Annotated in this window: 19 protein-coding genes and 2 riboswitches; of the genes, 7 read left to right on the forward strand and 12 right to left on the reverse strand. The window is 39.8% G+C overall.

The window, feature by feature from the left end; translation table 11 throughout:
* The first annotated feature begins 134 nt into the window (after positions 1 to 134).
* Positions 135 to 575: a PilZ domain-containing protein gene (locus tag AC4E8C_RS20845; protein ID WP_490208540.1), complete on the forward strand. Its 441-nt coding sequence runs from the start codon at positions 135 to 137 to the stop codon at positions 573 to 575.
* Between the two features lie 181 nt (positions 576 to 756).
* Here the strand turns inward: AC4E8C_RS20845 and AC4E8C_RS20850 are convergent, their stop codons facing one another.
* Genes AC4E8C_RS20850 through AC4E8C_RS20865 form a run of 4 tightly spaced genes read right to left on the reverse strand, consistent with a single transcriptional unit; the run spans position 757 to position 3,301 of the window.
* A complete protein-coding gene (locus AC4E8C_RS20850) occupies positions 757 to 1,539 on the reverse strand; it encodes a flagellar hook-basal body protein (RefSeq protein WP_490208541.1) in 783 nt (260 codons plus the stop codon).
* Between the two features lie 13 nt (positions 1,540 to 1,552).
* Complete coding sequence (locus AC4E8C_RS20855; RefSeq protein WP_490208542.1) at positions 1,553 to 2,398, reverse strand: flagellar hook-basal body protein; 846 nt, start codon at positions 2,396 to 2,398, stop codon at positions 1,553 to 1,555.
* A gap of 14 nt (positions 2,399 to 2,412) precedes the next feature.
* Entirely contained in the window at positions 2,413 to 2,826 is a 414-nt protein-coding gene (locus AC4E8C_RS20860; RefSeq protein WP_490208543.1) for a flagellar basal body-associated FliL family protein, read from the reverse strand.
* A 31-nt stretch (positions 2,827 to 2,857) separates the two neighbouring features.
* Positions 2,858 to 3,301, reverse strand: coding sequence for a YaaR family protein (locus AC4E8C_RS20865; protein WP_490208544.1), 444 nt, complete (start codon positions 3,299 to 3,301; stop codon positions 2,858 to 2,860).
* 100 nt (positions 3,302 to 3,401) lie between these two features.
* Between AC4E8C_RS20865 and motA the strand changes: the two genes are divergently transcribed.
* The 3 genes from motA to AC4E8C_RS20880 all read left to right on the forward strand — a co-directional run bounded on the left by motA (position 3,402) and on the right by AC4E8C_RS20880 (position 5,167).
* Positions 3,402 to 4,205 (forward strand): flagellar motor stator protein MotA, encoded by an 804-nt coding sequence (gene motA / locus AC4E8C_RS20870; protein ID WP_490208545.1) that lies wholly within the window; start codon positions 3,402 to 3,404, stop codon positions 4,203 to 4,205.
* Positions 4,183 to 4,902 (forward strand): OmpA family protein, encoded by a 720-nt coding sequence (locus AC4E8C_RS20875; RefSeq protein WP_490208546.1) that lies wholly within the window; start codon positions 4,183 to 4,185, stop codon positions 4,900 to 4,902. The genes motA and AC4E8C_RS20875 overlap by 23 nt, the downstream gene beginning before the upstream one ends.
* Before the next feature lie 18 nt (positions 4,903 to 4,920).
* Positions 4,921 to 5,006, forward strand: a riboswitch (cyclic di-GMP riboswitch).
* Positions 5,007 to 5,026: 20 nt separating this feature from the next.
* Positions 5,027 to 5,167 carry a hypothetical protein gene (locus tag AC4E8C_RS20880; RefSeq protein ID WP_490208547.1) on the forward strand — a complete coding sequence of 47 codons (141 nt, stop codon included), beginning with the start codon at positions 5,027 to 5,029 and terminating at the stop codon, positions 5,165 to 5,167.
* Between the two features lie 56 nt (positions 5,168 to 5,223).
* Positions 5,224 to 5,313, forward strand: a riboswitch (cyclic di-GMP riboswitch).
* A gap of 278 nt (positions 5,314 to 5,591) precedes the next feature.
* Here the strand turns inward: AC4E8C_RS20880 and AC4E8C_RS20885 are convergent.
* Positions 5,592 to 6,095, reverse strand: coding sequence for a VanZ family protein (locus AC4E8C_RS20885; RefSeq protein WP_490208548.1), 504 nt, complete (start codon positions 6,093 to 6,095; stop codon positions 5,592 to 5,594).
* Positions 6,096 to 6,335: 240 nt separating this feature from the next.
* On the opposite strand from AC4E8C_RS20885, the gene AC4E8C_RS20890 reads away from it, so the two are divergent.
* Positions 6,336 to 7,259, forward strand: a complete 924-nt coding sequence (locus AC4E8C_RS20890; protein ID WP_490208549.1) for a DMT family transporter — start codon at positions 6,336 to 6,338, stop codon at positions 7,257 to 7,259.
* 94 nt (positions 7,260 to 7,353) lie between these two features.
* Here AC4E8C_RS20890 and AC4E8C_RS20895 read toward each other — a convergent pair whose 3' ends face one another.
* The 3 genes from AC4E8C_RS20895 to garR all read right to left on the reverse strand — a co-directional run bounded on the left by AC4E8C_RS20895 (position 7,354) and on the right by garR (position 10,560).
* On the reverse strand, positions 7,354 to 8,484 hold the full coding sequence (locus tag AC4E8C_RS20895; protein WP_490208550.1) for a glycerate kinase: 1,131 nt from the start codon (positions 8,482 to 8,484) through the stop codon (positions 7,354 to 7,356).
* A gap of 44 nt (positions 8,485 to 8,528) precedes the next feature.
* Complete coding sequence (locus AC4E8C_RS20900) at positions 8,529 to 9,428, reverse strand: dihydrodipicolinate synthase family protein (RefSeq protein WP_490208551.1); 900 nt, start codon at positions 9,426 to 9,428, stop codon at positions 8,529 to 8,531.
* Between the two features lie 241 nt (positions 9,429 to 9,669).
* A complete protein-coding gene (gene garR / locus AC4E8C_RS20905; RefSeq protein WP_490208552.1) occupies positions 9,670 to 10,560 on the reverse strand; it encodes a 2-hydroxy-3-oxopropionate reductase in 891 nt (296 codons plus the stop codon).
* Positions 10,561 to 10,827: 267 nt separating this feature from the next.
* Between garR and AC4E8C_RS20910 the strand changes: the two genes are divergently transcribed.
* Both AC4E8C_RS20910 and AC4E8C_RS20915 read left to right on the forward strand, forming a co-directional pair.
* Entirely contained in the window at positions 10,828 to 11,940 is a 1,113-nt protein-coding gene (locus AC4E8C_RS20910; RefSeq protein ID WP_490208553.1) for a CdaR family transcriptional regulator, read from the forward strand.
* Between the two features lie 362 nt (positions 11,941 to 12,302).
* Positions 12,303 to 12,491 carry a hypothetical protein gene (locus AC4E8C_RS20915; RefSeq protein ID WP_490208554.1) on the forward strand — a complete coding sequence of 63 codons (189 nt, stop codon included), beginning with the start codon at positions 12,303 to 12,305 and terminating at the stop codon, positions 12,489 to 12,491.
* A gap of 85 nt (positions 12,492 to 12,576) precedes the next feature.
* On the opposite strand, the gene AC4E8C_RS20920 is transcribed toward AC4E8C_RS20915, so the two are convergent.
* The 4 genes from AC4E8C_RS20920 to AC4E8C_RS20935 all read right to left on the reverse strand — a co-directional run bounded on the left by AC4E8C_RS20920 (position 12,577) and on the right by AC4E8C_RS20935 (position 16,516).
* Positions 12,577 to 13,263, reverse strand: a complete 687-nt coding sequence (locus AC4E8C_RS20920) for a GntR family transcriptional regulator (protein ID WP_490208555.1) — start codon at positions 13,261 to 13,263, stop codon at positions 12,577 to 12,579.
* 109 nt (positions 13,264 to 13,372) lie between these two features.
* Complete coding sequence (locus AC4E8C_RS20925; protein ID WP_490208556.1) at positions 13,373 to 14,275, reverse strand: hydroxymethylglutaryl-CoA lyase; 903 nt, start codon at positions 14,273 to 14,275, stop codon at positions 13,373 to 13,375.
* Positions 14,276 to 14,351: 76 nt separating this feature from the next.
* The gene (locus tag AC4E8C_RS20930; RefSeq protein ID WP_490208557.1) at positions 14,352 to 15,368 is read right to left on the reverse strand and encodes a TRAP transporter substrate-binding protein; all 1,017 of its coding nucleotides are present in this window, start codon (positions 15,366 to 15,368) and stop codon (positions 14,352 to 14,354) included.
* Between the two features lie 29 nt (positions 15,369 to 15,397).
* Positions 15,398 to 16,516, reverse strand: a complete 1,119-nt coding sequence (locus tag AC4E8C_RS20935; protein WP_490208558.1) for an iron-containing alcohol dehydrogenase — start codon at positions 16,514 to 16,516, stop codon at positions 15,398 to 15,400.
* Positions 16,517 to 16,527 lie beyond the last annotated feature (11 nt).

A 16,527-nucleotide genomic window follows, 5' to 3' on the forward strand; every position in this document is an offset into this window, starting at 1 on the left:
GGACGGCAATAGTCGACTTAAAGAAACGAGAAGCTCTCCAATTAATTGGAGAGAGGTTCACTCCTAAAAGTCTTTTCATTATTGGATTATAGTGGTAAATTTACAATATTACCAAATGATGAGGGGAGTTCCAATTGATTACCACTTATTTAGCCGCAGGATTATGTGTCTTAATCGTAATTATTATTCTATTACGTCATACCTTCAGGAAAAAAAATACCGTTGAGCCACCAAAGAAAAATAGACGAAACGCCTTTCGTCTCAGCTTATGGGAGCATAAGTGCCGGTTTATTGTGCCTTCCTTCCCTGACAAGATTCTCGATGGCACGATTCGAGATATTAGTATTTCTGGAATAAGACTCATTACGTATGAAGATTTAACAGGTGTGGATGAACTAAATTTGTTCTTTGAATTAGGGGAGCCTTTTTCCTTTGCGGGGAAAATCGAAAGACGAAGAAGACTCGACAACGGATTGTACGACTTTGGCGTCCACTTTGTGGGATTAGACGAAAAGACCGAACAAAAACTATTTAAAATCCTTTGGGATAAAAGCAGGGAGAAGGTTGTACTATAAGAAAAGCGGAAGCGCCCTGGTCAACGGCGTATGGCCTGGAGCTCTCCAACTGAGATAAAGGAAACACGAAGAGCCGGAGGCGATTCGATGTTGACTTATCGTAGGGCGGAGAGCGAAGGACACTAGCCGTTAGGGCGCTGGAGCTGGACTATAAAAGGAAAAAGAGCCGTTGGCTCTTTTTTTAACTTCTAATAATCCCATTCGCTATCCCCATCATTTGGTCGGCAAACGAAATCGACCTTGAATTAAATTGAAAACCACGCTGGGTGGTAATCATATCAGTCACTTCTTTACTCATGTCCACATTAGAGGATTCGATCGCTCCTTGCTGGATGGTCGAGCTGGAATTAGCAAGAATTTCCGCGCCGGCTCCTGTAAAGCGATAGACATTTCCGCCTTCATTCACTAATTTCTGAGGATTAACAAAATCGACAATCCCAATTTGCTGAGCAGAGTTGGCAATCATTCCGGCCTCATTCACCGAAAAATCGCTGTTATTTGGTATTTCGACGGGTTGGTTGTTTTTGTCTAATAAAAAGTACCCTTCTGCGTTAACTAAGCGGTAGGTCCCATTGTTCGTTGGACTTTGCTGAAACGAGCCATTTCTTGTGAAGAATGTTTCCGTGCTGCCGCCCTGCTGTTTTCCCACTTGGAAAAAGCCTTGTCCCGTAATCATTAAATCCAAGGGATTATCTGTTGCTTTTGCCATTCCTTGATCTAAAATCATTTGCGTCCCGTTCATATGAACACCAAAACCAACCCGAATTCCGTTTGGAGTCAACCGGCCTATTTCCCGATTCGCTGCTTTTTGGTTTTCAATTGAAATCGCTAAGTTTTCCTCGAAGGATGCCTCTCTTCGCTTAAATCCGGCTGTTTGGGAATTGGCAAGATTATTGGCTATCGTATCGAGCTTTTTTTGATAGGAGTTTAAGCCACTCGTGGCAATATAAAGCGAACTATTCATGTGTTATTCCCTCCTACACTTTTCCCACAGAATTTAATAACTCCAGCGAACGGTCGTAAGCCTGGAGCACTTTTTGATTTGCTTCGTAAAGGCGCACGTTCTCCATCATATTGGTCATGGTCATCGTCGGATCGACATTTGAACCTTCAATCACTTTATGGTGCAGCTGTACACCTTCAGGTAATTCGGTCAAAAATGGCGGCTTTTGACCATCCAATCTGAAGACTCCATTGCCTTCTTTCACCAAATCATTAGGATCTTGCACTTGAACTAATCCAATCGTGTCGATGACTCGTCTAGCAGTCGGGTCGTCTGGATTCACAATAATATCGCCCTTAGCATTAATAGAAACCTCACTTGAAGCTAGTGAAGGATCAGCCAGAATCGGTTGTCCTTGCTGGTTTAGCACCTTATTCCCCTCTAGCGTCACAAGCTGTCCTGTTTCATCGACTGTAAACCGTCCATTCCGTGTGTAGCGAATATCACCGGCTGCATTGGTAACGACAAAGAAAACACTCGGCTTTTGTCCATTTTCGAGCGGCAAAGCTCTGTCATCAATCGCTACATCAAACGGATTATTGGTTGTCACCAAATCTCCCTGAAGAAAACTCGAAATATTTTCTTGGGCATAAACACCCTGCTGCATGGACCCAATAAACGAAAATCCAGGTGCATTTCCGACAGGACTCGTTTTCGAATCATTAATTCTCTCGAGAAAAACTTCGGGAAAAGCTCGTAATTTCGTATCTACCTTTTTGTAACCAGGTGTTTCGATATTGGCGAGATTATTGGTTAACGCTTCTTGCCGCCTTTGTAAGGCAATCATTCCGGAAGCTGCTGTATCAATCCCTCTAAGCATAGTCACCCTCCTCTTTACTGAATGAGTAATTCCGTTGTATACACATGAGAAATTTTTCCGTCGGTGAATCGCTTATTTAATTGATTTTTCACCTTTTCCTCGAAGGCATCAATATTTTTAAAATCTTCCTTTTTCGATTGCGAGAGGATTTTGATAATGTCACTTTCGATAATCGGAATGATTTTTTCGGCTTGCTTCTTCGTATCCTTTGAATCTAGTTCAATCGAAAACTTCACTTGAATTAGGTTTTCTGAATTAAGATTTGTGCTAATTTGGTTGGTCATAATCGTTTGATCAGCCAGTTTATCCATGGTCGCGGCTTCCGCTTTGGCTGGGTGTGTTTTCGTATATTGGTAGTAATATAGACCGCCGGCAATTAATGCAATAAGTGTCACACAGGTGAAAAAAACTTTTTTAAATTTTTTCATTATGCCCTCCTCTGTTGCTCCAATAGGGAACTCACAAGTAGAGGTCAACTAATAAACCTCTTATTTCCCCTATACTATCTAGTAAACGGATATTTTCATCTTCTCGTTTAACCATTTCTTGAGAAAGTTTTAGCAATTTTGTGTCAACCTCTTTTATTACTTTTAACTTTCGTTCTCTACTAGACGAAGAGGAAAAGGATGTCGTTTCTTCTAAGGAGAGGCCGTATTTTACGACCTCTTGTAAAAAAGATTTTATTAACCGTTTATATTCATGAAGATCTTTTAATGATCGAGACCGGTTCAACCGCTCACCTTGTTTTGTAATCCCCTCCAAAAGGGAGTTCAAATGTTCCTTAGCAACACTCGTTTGTTTTTCGGTCAAAACGTTTTGAAAAGACGTTGATTCTGTTGATTTTGTTTCTTTTTGGGAAAAGGAGATTTCTTTCGGGATAGTAAATCCTTGACCAACTTTCAATCCAAACACCACCATCATGGAAAATATTATTGTCGAAATTTGTAGACTTCAACACAATGAGATTATAAGTTTTCTAGAAAAAAAAGGAAAGGAGAATTTCATGACTACCATTATCGGTCTTATCATTGCACTTATTGCCATTGGGGTTGGAATGGTGTTAAAAGGGGTATCCCTTAACGCCTTTGCAAACCCGGCCGCTTTTTTAATTATTTTTGGCGGAACCATTGCTGCCCTGCTTGTTTCTTTTCCTTTTAGTGAAATTAAGAAATTCCCTAAATTATTGCAAATTGCCTTTTGGGAGCCCAAGCTGCCCACGCAAAATGAAGTGATCGACATGATGGTGGAATGGTCAATTGTGTCTCGAACAGAAGGTGTCTTAGCCTTAGAAGAAATTGCTGAATCAGTCCAAGATCCCTTTTTAAAAAGTGGCCTGGAAATGATCATTGACGGCAGTGACCGAAAGCAAATGGAAGAAATTTTATTCGAAGAATTAGACGCGGTGGCCGAACGACATAAGGTGGGCAGCTTAATATTCAGCCAAGCTGGCACATACGCACCGACTTTAGGGGTTTTAGGGGCGGTAGTCGGCTTGATTGCCGCATTAGGAAACCTAAAGGATATGGATAAATTGGGCCACTCGATAGCAGCCGCTTTTATCGCCACATTTTTAGGTATTTTTACCGGATATATGTTGTGGCATCCGATTTCCAATAAATTAAAACGGATTTCTAAAAAGGAACAGGACATCAAGGTTATGATGATCGATGGCTTGCTGGCTATCCAAGATGGGTTAACACCTAAATTAGTCGAACGAAAACTAGCTGTGTATTTACCTTCAACGGCACGTTTAAAGCAAGAGCAGAAGCAGGAGGCAATGATCAGTGAAGAAGCGGAGATCGCATAACCACGACGACGAGCATATTGACGAAAGCTGGTTACTTCCCTACGCGGATCTATTAACCTTACTATTGGCGCTGTTTATCGTACTCTTTGCATCTGGGACGATCGATAATGCGAAGCTCCAGCAAATTGCGATTTCGATGAATACCGCTTTAAAAGGCGGAGGGAACAGCCTGATTCTAAAAGAAAATTCAGGGATCTCTAAAGAAGCTGAAAAACAGAAGACAGTGTCACCTAAACAAGAAGAAACAGAGAAATTACAAAGTTTAATGGGACAGATTGAGAATTATATTGATAAACGAGGGTTAAATAAGGTTATCACGATAAAAGATGAACCAAAAGGGATCAAACTTTCGTTGAAAGATGTGATATTATACGAATCAGGAAGTGCCGAGCTAAAGGGAGATTCTCTTAATATTCTCGGTGATCTCTTGGATTTAATTAAGCAAGTGCAAAACCCAATCAGCATCGAGGGCCACACGGATAACGTTCCAATCACGGGCGGCCAGTTCAAATCGAATTGGGAATTATCGTCAGCCAGGGCTTTGTCTGTTCTTTATTTTTTCGAGCAGAAAGGAATTCCCTCCAACAAGTTACAATTTGCTGGTTTTGGGGAACAAAAACCTATATACCCAAATGATACGCTTGAGCATCGGCAAGCGAATCGCAGAGTGGATATTACCATTTTAAAAACAGAATAATGTACAATAGTATGTATGCACTACCAAGGGCAAACTTATTGAAAAATGAGGACGCAAAACTAGAGGGGCCTCTGCCGCACTGGCAAGGCCAGCCAGTTACCATCAAACAAAGGGGATATGATTGATGTCAAAAAGCTATTGGCTCACACCAGAAGAAGCGATTCAAAGAAAAAAAAGAAACAAAATGCTTACTTATGTTTATATTATGCTCGGTACTGTTTTATTAAGTGCTTGTGTCACCATACTTGCTAATCACTTATATTAATTAGAAAAGCGGAAGCGCCTGTTATAAATTCTTAAATTTAATCAATTCCATAAATCGTACGATAATGGCAAAACCATTGAAAAATGGTGACGCAAAGCTTAGGGGCTAATGTCACGCTGATGTGATTATGCTTGCCAGCTTCCGAATACTGACTCCAGCGATTTGTGATACTAAGGGGAGTGGAATGATGAATATTAATGTATTTATTTCAAAATCCAAACGCGAATGGCACTTTTTTAGATTACATTATCATCAATTATTACTTGATAGTTGTTTAGATTATAATCTAAAAAGTAAAATAGAAAGAAAAATTGCCTACCATAAAATGAAGATTACCTCACTAGTTTAATAGCAGCCTGCATAAAATAAAAAAACAGTTCCGACAACGCGTCGCAACTGTTTTTTTATTGTGAATGAAATGAACTTAGCGAAGCGTTGATTGGGTTCTGACTCCCTGACGACGTTTCGTTTTTTTCAAGATAGTTAACCCGATTCGATAAAGGCCAATCCCTGCTAATGCCCCTGTGCTGTCGATCAACACATCTTTTGCCTGTGGACCTCTGCCAGCAACAAATATTTGATGAATCTCATCGGAAATCGCATAAAGAACAGAGATGCCCATGGCAAGCAAAAAGCTCTTCCATCCATAAATTCGGCTATTCCTCAACGCAAAAAACACCCAGATAGCCAGCATAAAGTAGATAAAGAAATGCGCATTTTTCCGAACGATATGATCCAATCGATCCATACTAAGATCCGTTACAGAGGAGGTAACACGCTTAACTGTCTCGATCACAACCTTGGTAACTCCCCTGCTGAGCTTATCGGAATGGACAGCAGGCTGTGCGGAAAGATGAAAAATAAGCATCATCCATAGGATCACAATCACCCATGGTAGAATATATTTAAGTTTTTGAAAATAAGACATGTTGAATATCCTTCCTTATGTAACCTTTACATTTACTTTTAATATTACCATACTCATGATTACGACCAAATGGTAAATGATTATTTCAGGCACATAAAATGGAAATTTCCTTGTGTACAGAATGTTCCAACTTACTTTATTGTGATCCTCCATTGAGAGATTGAAAAAACACTAGTATAATGGGAAAATATGAAGTTTAAAAAACAAATACTTTACTAATTTACCGTATAGGAGGAGCACATGAAACAGGAAGGTTCCAGATCCATCGCTCTGCCGCTGACTATTTCCATCATTGCCATCTCGTTTTCGGCAATTTTTGTCAAATGGTCTGACGCACCGGCCTCCATTTTGAGTATGTATCGGATGTGGTTTGCCAGTATCTTAATGGTACCAATCGTATGGAAAAACCGTCAGGAGTTTAAAAAAATCGTTAAAAAAGATTGGTTCTTTTTATTTTTTTCCGGCACTTTTTTAGCGTTTCACTTTATGCTTTGGTTCGGCTCGTTAAAACTAACAACGGTCGCTAGTTCGACCATCATTCTTGCACTGCAGCCAATTGTCTCATTAGTGGGGGGCTTTTTCTTATTTAAGGAAAGAACGACTCCTTCAGCCCTGCTGACCATGGGCATTGCGATTGTAGGAGCCATGATGATTGGCTGGGGCGATCTCGCTTTAAGTCAAGACGCGATTATGGGGGATTTGCTTTCATTCTTCAGTGTAATCTCCGTTGTGGGTTACCTTCTGATTGGCCAATCAATTGTCAAAAAAGTATCGCATTGGATTTATAGCTTTTGTGTATTTTTCTCAGCTGCGATTATTCTGACGATTTATAATGTTGTAGCAGGTGTGGCGGTTACCGGCTACCCAGCTAAGGAATGGGGCATCTTCCTTTTACTTGCTACCGTCCCTACTGTCAGCCATGTCATCAATAACTGGCTGTTAAACTATGTCAATGCGACAACAATTTCAATGAGTATTTTAGGAGAGCCCGTTGGCGCAACGATTTTGGCATTCTTTTTATTACATGAAAGTCTCATGGGCTCGCAAATTTTTGGCGGCCTGCTCGTGCTGCTTGGCGTCTTTTTCTTTTTGAGCCGGCAAAGAATACCCGGCACGCCCGCGAAAAGCGAAGTGCCCGGAGCAGAAATCAACGGACCTATTTAACCAGCCGAAAATCTTTAAAGAAAAAGGGGCTGCCAAATGTCAGTGATCTGACTTTTCGGCAGCCCCTTTCCTTATTTTTTCCTAAAAGTAGTACTTATTTTTTTAAACAAAAGGCACGATAAGCTGTTTCACCGGCATTCGTAATTAACTTCTCCACATTGTCTATTGCCTCTGACAATGGCATCGGTTTGATGACTGTATCTACCACTAAATCAATGCCATGTTTATAAACCTCATGTAAGTCGTAATCAGCGCTGCCAACTATGGCTACAACGGGAATATTGTACTTTTTCGCTACCGTGGCTACTCCGATTGGCGCCTTTCCATTAAGGGATTGATCGTCCATTCGTCCCTCACCTGTAATGACAAGGTCAGCATCCTTCAGTTTTCCTTCTAGGTCGATAATTTCGAGGATTTTGTTGATGCCCCGGTCTAATTTAGCATGACAGAAAGCCATTAACCCCGCACCTAAACCGCCGGCAGCACCTGCTCCCGCTTCATCGACAATATCAATACCCAATTGGTCTTTGATCTTATCTCCGTATTCACAGAGAATATCGTCGAGCACTTTCACATCATCTGCTGACGCTCCCTTTTGCGGTCCATACACATAGGATGCTCCTTTTTCACCACAAAGTGGGTTGGTCACATCGGATAAGGCAATGATTTGTACGTCACCTAATCGCTTATCCAACTGAGTCAAATCGATTGTTTCAATGCTTTTCACTCCATTGGCACCAAAACCAACTTCCTGGCCATTTCGATCTTTAAAGGAACCGCCTAGAGCCTGAACCATGCCAACCCCGCCGTCATTTGTGGCACTACCGCCCAAACCTACATAAATCTGCTTAGCTCCTTGGTCAAGAGCCGACTTGATTAATTCGCCTGTACCAAACGTAGTCGTTTCAAACGGATTTTTTGTTTCCTCATCTACTAAATGCAGCCCCGATGCTTGTGCCATTTCAATAATCGCAATGTCACTGTTAAGCAGTCCGTACTTGGCGTTAATTTTATTTCCCGCTGGACCGATGACATCTACATACCGATATTCGCCCTTGCAGCCAATAACGAGACTATCTACCGTCCCTTCACCGCCATCTGCGATAGGAATTTTGATAATGTCAACCGCTTGATCGAGTGTTCTAATCCCTTTTTCAATAAAATTAGCTACTTCAATGGTGGAGGCACTGCCTTTAAAAGAATCTGAAGCAATCACTATTTTCATCTTGTTTCCCCCCTTCCTTTTCCAATTTGTAAACCGTCAAATTCTTACAGCAAGCCTGCTTCTTTCATTTGTTTCTTCATATTTTCTAATACGGGTCCTTGAGAAGCTTGACTCGGCTTAACGGAGGTCCCCACTTCTAAGCCCATTAAATTAGCCATATCTTTTGTTGCCACAGGGAAGCTTGCAGCATCCTGCGAAAGGCGAACTGGGTTCAAGGTAAACTGTGCCTCTAGGGCTCCAGAAATATCACCGCTGATATACTTTTCATAAATGGAGGTGACTAATGGAGCAAACATATTGGCCGTTGAACACACACTGCCGACTGTCCCAATACACAACCCAGGGAAAACAAGCGTATCTTTACCTGCCATTACCTTAAAGTCTATATCTCTCGTACGTCTTACATACTCACTTAATAATGTAAAATCGCCGCTTGAATCTTTGATGCCGACAATATTATCAACTTCACGTGCAAGTTTCTCAACGAGGTCCGCTGTCATTGTATAACCGCCTACTCGGCCAGGGTTGTTATATAGTAATACCGGTGTGTTTGGAACGGCATCAGCGACAGCCTTTAAATGATCATACAATTCATTAAAGGTCGGTTTTAGAAACATCGGTTGTAAAATCGAAATTCCATCGGCACCGCTAGCTTCTGCCATTTTCGCAAGCTCCACTGCTTGTTTGGTACGGATTGCGCCAATTCCAAAGAACACGGGGACACGGCCTTTTGCTTGATCAACCATAATATCAAAGCCGTGTCTCAGCTCTTCCTTTTCAAACATGTAGAACTCACCGTTACTGCCGAACGCTAAAATTCCATGAACGCCGCCGTCAATCACATGGTCCACCATAAAACGAAGTTTTTCTTCATCAATACGCTCATCAAGGTCGACAGGGGTAATAATAGGGACAATAATGCCTTTAATAAAATCAGTTTTCATTAAACATACCTCACAATCTCGAACCATTCCATGATGCAGATTTGATTCGTTATCTACCAAACGTTGGTTTTTGTTAAGCGCTTTCATAATAATAATAAAATGTCAGCCTATAGGACTATTTATTGAGGGAAATAAGTTTATAGGATGACGTTAACATGATCGAATAATCGATGAATCGGCAGGCAGGGTTTCCTTATCTGAAACCCAACCGACCTTCTTAACGCTCTTATTTACCCGTAGACTATTTGTTGCTTTCGATAGTAATATTGTTCAACTTTTCAAAGTACTTTGCAATACTTGAATGATCTTCTTTTTCATATCCATCAATTTTAATTGCTTGAAGAATTTCCATTGCTTGTGATGTAAATGGAATTGATGCATTAATTTCATGTGAAGTATCTAAAGCATTCTGTAGGTCTTTAATGTGTAACTCTACGCGGAAGCCAGCTTTAAAGTTTCTGTCTAACATCATTGGAACTTTCGCATTCATGACAGTGCTTCCTGCTAATCCGCCTTTGATCGCTTCAAAAACTAATTGAGGATCGACTCCTGCTTTCGTTGCAAACGTTAATGCTTCACTCACTGTTGCAATGTTTAACGCTACGATCATTTGGTTAGCTAATTTTGTAATGTTTCCTGCACCAGCCTCACCAACATACGTAACTGAACCAGCCATTGTCATAAGCAAATCATAGTATTTATCAAACACAGCTTTTTTACCGCCAACCATTACTGCAATCGTGCCGGCAATCGCTCCAGGTTCACCACCGGAAACGGGGGCATCTAAGAAATCCACTTCATATTTTTCTAAATCAGCTGCAAATTCACGGCTTGCTACTGGAGAAATAGAACTCATATCGATAACAGCTTTTCCAGTTGAAAGTCCTTCCGCCACGCCGTTCTCAGCAAACAAAGCACTTTTTACATGTGGAGAATTGGGTAACATCGTTATCACAACATCTGAGTTTTCAGCCACTTCTTTACCATTTTGAGCTGCTCTTGCACCCACTGCTACAAGCTCATCAATAGAACTTTGATTGAAATCATAAACAGTTACCTCATAACCAGCTTTTACGACATTCTTTGCCATAGGTTTACCCATAATTCCTAAACCGATAAATCCAACTTTCATTTTATATTCCCCTTTCTAATATCCTACTAAAATACTCATGCAAATTACTTATTCTATTCCTCTCTGATAGAAGAGGCTTTTTAAAGAGATTAACTTTTACGTGATAGGATGTTTACTTTGGAAGAAAGCATCTATCACACTTACTATTTTAGTTTTTTTCTGTTTTTTTGCTATAGTATAGGTAATAGGGTTTTTAGTATAAAAATATGAATTTTTTATTATCGATAACATATTTATTTCATCATTTAGTAAGGAATGTGATAATAGATGGAGATTTCTCCTACGATTGCCCAAGTAATTGTTTCTGATATGAAAAAAATTATAAATCAAGAGTTAAATTTTATGGATACAGCTGGACTAGTGATTGCCAGCACGGACCCTGATCGGATTAATACCTACCATGAGGGGGCGAAACGGGTCATGTCTACAAAAGAAGACCTCATCATTGAAGAAGATGAGCAATTTAAAGGGACAAAAAAAGGGATCAACCTGCCCATTTATTTTGAAAATGAATTGATTGGGGTTATTGGGATTACCGGAGAAAAAAACGAAGTCGCTCAATATGGACAAATTATCAAAAAGATGACAGAAATTCTCATTAAAGAGGCTTGGGTAAAGGACTACTTCATTCAATTAAGAGAAAACTACCGGTCGATCATAGATTATTTGCTTTTTAACCCAGATGATCTGGGAGGACGCTCGGCTTTTTCTAATATGTTCGACATTAATCTACGTTCACCCAAAATTGTTGTCGTGGGGAATATGGTTAAATCTGAGGCGTCACCGCAAAATATAGTAGAAAGAATGCATAGATTATTGGATAAATACTTCACGAGTAAGCAGCAAAATATATACACGATAAAAAATGATGAAATCATCCTGATCATTGACCAAACCTTTTCAAGGGATCTTGAATATAGTCTTCGCAGCTTGCTTAAGGAAGCATCTGAAACCCTGTACATGGAGTTGCTTTTCGGGATTGGCTTACCTACGACAAAAGCTATCACACATAAGCAGTCCTATGAGTTTGCCAAGACAACGATCAGCTGGTCAAAATTATTTTCCACTCATGGCATCTATTATTTTAAAGATTTAGATTTGGGGTTATTCTTGAACCATACTTCTGAACATGATAAGAGTTTATATGTACAAAAGGTACTTGCTCATTTGTCTGAGGACGAATTACAGGAATTTAGTCTGCTGCTGGACGTTTACGGAAAAAATAATGGCAGCATTAATAAAAGCGCGGATGATTTATTCATTCATAAAAATACGTTGCAATACAAGCTCAATAAACTCGACAAACTGACCGGCTACAACCCTAGAAATTTAGATGATTATGTCATTTTAAAATTGGCATTTTTGCTATATAGGATGTAGGTATCCAAACATGCCAGTTTCCGGTATCAAACATTCACCCTTTTTCTTTTTAGATAAGATTTATAATATTTTTACTTTTATCCTTAATATTATATCAAAATTCCATTTTTCCCCACCGGAAACAATGAATCGAAAGTCTATCAAATAGGGACTGGATTAAATTTAATATATCACTATCATTTAACATTTTTTTGAAAATTGCTACTTTGCAAATCACCGTTCACAAGAGTAATTTCGTGTGTTACTATCAGTACGGTTTTGGAACATTTATAAAAAGACAACCTTTCATATAGAGGCAAATAAGTAGGTCATCATGCTTTCCAAAATCAAGAAAAGATGATTTTTAGCGAGGTGTATGATGCATGCAAAAAGAAGAAACTATTCAAAGCGAAAATTTGGAACTCTTAAAGGAAATCATTCATTTAAGACACGATTTAAATGAACTATACCTTGAAAAAGGACCAGCCAGTTCCGACTATATTTCGCTATCCATAGAGCTTAACTTACTTACAACAGAGTACTTCGAAGAAAAAAGTTTACAGCTTAAATAAAAATAGGTTCCGCCCCCGCCACTTTAAAGCGGCGGGGGCGGAACCTATTTTTGGTTTTTGACTCACTAATAGAGTACACTGCTTTTTAGCTTTCGTTTTTCTTATTTTTAAAATGATCCCCTATTTGTGCGAGAATGGCTTGATGATCCTCTAAAATATGTCTTCTCATGACCTCTTCTGCATGGTCAGGATTACGACTTTTAATGGCATGGTAAATCTCCCAATGATCGTCTATAAAATTGTCGCGAAATTGATACGTACTGATAAACGATCGGTATGCAAGAACATGGGAGCGGATATGTGACATCATTTGTACGACACTCATATTTTTTCCCGCTTGAATAATAGTATCATGAAAAAATGTGTTTTTTTCCACAACCTTATCAATCTGGCCCTTCTCAAAATATTTCCCTGATAAATAAAGCGTCTCTTCTAATAATTCAAGGGTTTGTTCGTCAATGTTTTCAGCGGCTTTTCTGGCTGCCAAGCCTTCTAAAACGGAATTACATTCAAATAAATCCTTCATACTTTTTTCAGTGAAATTGGTTACCTCTACTCCATGAGAGGAGCGGAACACAACAAGGCCCTCCATTTCTAACCTTCTTAGAGCTTCTCTAATCGGTGTACGGCTCGTATTTAATAGTTTCACTAATTTAGCTTCCACTAATTTTTCACCAGGAGAAAAAGCTCCTTTAATAATTTGGTCTTTAATGGTTAAGTAAACTTGTTCGTTTAAATTCATTTTCTTTTCTTCATCCTTTGTTATATTCAATTGCGTAACCTCCTCTCAAATGAATATAAGGAAATAACGATGGTTTTCCTAATTTAGCTTTGATTATAAATGGTTCATGGATTAAATCATAGTACCCTTACCTATTTTTTTATTTATTAGCGGCTGTACTGACTCGCCAAATTTGGCTGTCTAAATCCTTTTTAAGAAAATTCCTGAGGATATTGGAGGTTTGGAGCATTTTTTCCTGATTGATTCCAGTAGAAATGTTCATTTCCGTCAGGAGACTCACCACATCTTCTGTGGAGATATTCCCTGTTGCCCCAGGTGCATAGGGACAGCCGCCTAATCCACCGATACTGCTGTCAAACGAAACGACTCCTGCTTGAAGCCCTGCAACCACATTGGCTAGTCCTCTGCCATAAGTATTATGAAAGTGTAATTCAAATTCGATCTCTGGAAATAGCTCTATTAATCTTTTCATCCATGTAAAAACTTGATACGGATTCGCAATCCCAATCGTGTCACAAAGGCCAATTCTCCTAAATCCAGCTTTTTCTAATTGGCCAACGATTTGAACGATTCGATCCAGACCTGGGTTACCTTCAAACGGACAGCCGAAAACGGTTGAGACCGAAGCTCTATAAAGCAGACCGTCCTTTTCTGCCCGTTCTACAAGTGAAGATAGCTGAGTAATCGAGTCTTCCGTCGTACAATTCAGGTTTTTCTTACTATGCGAGTCGGTCGCAGAGAGAACAAAGGTGACACCGTTTACACCTGAGGAAACGGCTCTTTCATAGCCTCTTGCATTAGGGACTAGTGCAAAAAAGTCCGCGGGAAGGTGACGTACTGCTTCCAGCACCTTTTCCGCATCAGCCAAATTAGGAATCCACTTGGGATGAACAAATGAGGTCGCTTCAATTTCTTTAAAGCCGCTTTCAACCAAATGGTGAATCAATTCAATCTTTTTCTCGGTATCTAAAAACGTGGGTTCATTTTGTAAACCATCGCGTGGCCCTATTTCAATAATGTTAACTTTTTTTGGTACTTGCATAACTTCATTCCTCCAACCCTAAAGGATTTACTTTCTAAAAAAGATAGAGAAATGCAGGCATTTCTCTATCTTTTCATTACTTTACATTTTGAATTTTTTCAATGAGGTCGCCAAATTCACTGTCGTATTGATCCCATACAGGTTTAGCTGCCTTCATAAAGGCTTCTTTATCTACCTCATTTACCACCATGCCCTTATCCTTCAGACTTTGAAGGTATTCAGCCTCCTTATCAGCTAATAACTGACGTTCGTAATCCCTTGCTTCCTCTGCAGCTTTCTGAACAGCTGCCTGCATTTCCTTGGAAAGCTTTTTCCACGTCGCTTCCGAAATTAGCACTTGTGCCGGTCCATAGAAATGGCCGGATAAAGATAAGTATTTTTGAGCTTCATAAAATTTATTGGTGGAGATTAACGCCAATGGATTTTCTTGTGCATCAATCGTTTTTTGTTGAAGCGCACCATATAGTTCACCAAACGCCATCGTGGTTACATTGGCATCCCACTGTTTAAAGGTATCCACATAGGTGGTATTCTCCGGTACCCTGATTTTTAAATCCTCAAGATCAGCAGGTGTCACGATCGGCTTTTTGCTGTTGGTAATATGACGGAAGCCATTTTCCCAATAGGCGAGAAGCCTTAAATCCTTTGCAGGAAGATCTGCTGCTAGCTCCTTGCCAATTTCACCATCTAACACTTTATACGCTTGTTCCTTGTCTTTGAAAAGATAGGGCAAATCTAATACCTTCATTTTTGGTTCAAAGGAAGAAATGGTCCCAGGGGCAATGGCCATATCAATCGTTCCTAGTTGTAATCCCTCTGTAAGATCGCGCTCATTCCCTAGCTGAGCGCTGTGGTAGATTTCTACTTTTACCGGCTGGGGTGCGTTGGCCTCTAGTACTTCCTTAAATTTTTCTGCTCCCAATTGGTAAGGATGGTCTGGTGCCAATACGTGTCCAAACTTAAAGACGATTTCCTTTTCTTTGGATGTTTCGCTCCCGGATCCTCCTGTCGAAGATGATGTGCCACCACATGCTGAAATAACAATTACTAGTCCCGCGATCATTACCGTTGATAATATTTTTTTCAGCTTCATATAAATCCCCCTTGTATGGTAGTAGGCTATCAATAAACGCTTTGGTAAATAGAAATTAAGTCCTCTCTTGATAACTCAATGAAGTTATTAATTAACAACCTTTGCTGCGTTTCGATTACTTTATCAACATAAACCTCTATGTCCTCTTCCTTCACACCATACTCCCGCAGTTTTTTTCTTGGGATTAATTGATTGATCAGTTCTTCTAGGGCAAGGAATGATCCTTTAATATCTTCATTAATACCTAATGCTTCGTTAATAATCTGGGAAACTTCTACTAATTTACCTGTTGGGGAAAGTTCAGCATACTTATTAAAAACTCCCATTAAAAATCTTGCATTCGACTCGCCATGCGGGACATGGTGGGCGCTTCCAAAATGCATAGCAAAGGCATGAACTGCTCCACAAGTAGTATTCGCGAGAGCAATCCCCGCGAACGTGCTTGCTCTTAAAAACTCACCGATATGATCGAATCTTTTTTCCAAGCCGTTCTCTAAGATATCCTTGTAATGGGTAATAATTACTTTAATCGCTTCCTTACAAAACACATCATTGTAAGGGTTTCCAGTTTTTGCAACGAAAATTTCTAATGCATGAATCAGTGCATCAACTGAGCTATAAAGAAATACCTTTGGTGGGATGCTGTCGAGCAACTCCTCGACTAGTACAGCATAGTCTGCAAAATTGGCCTCAATCCGCTTGCCAATTTTGCTCTTCCTTTTGGTAATATCAACCACGGATACGCAGGTCACTTCGCAGCCTGTTCCACAGGTGGTCGGGATCAGAATCAATTCTTTATCTCTCACCAATGGAATATGGTCCTCAAAGATTTCTTCCGTGGAAGCAGCATTTTCAATACAAAGTAGTTTGGTAATATCAAGGATTGACCCACCGCCGATACCAATGATTCTCTTCATTTTTTGACCATGAATATCTTTCAAGATTTTATCAATAATGAGGTCACTAGGCTCCCCTAATCCATAATCATCTTGAAAAATAAACTGGCAATCTACCTGATCCTTCATGTATCTTTCATAGAGGAATTTCTCTGTAAAAATAGTGTCCTCTGCTGAAATCTGAAAGCGGGTAATAAATTCAGCAAATGTTTTACATTCAACAATCGTCGGTCCTAAATGAAAATTCCCCAAAGCCCTTCTCC

Source organism: Neobacillus sp. SRL179, assembly GCF_984799095.1.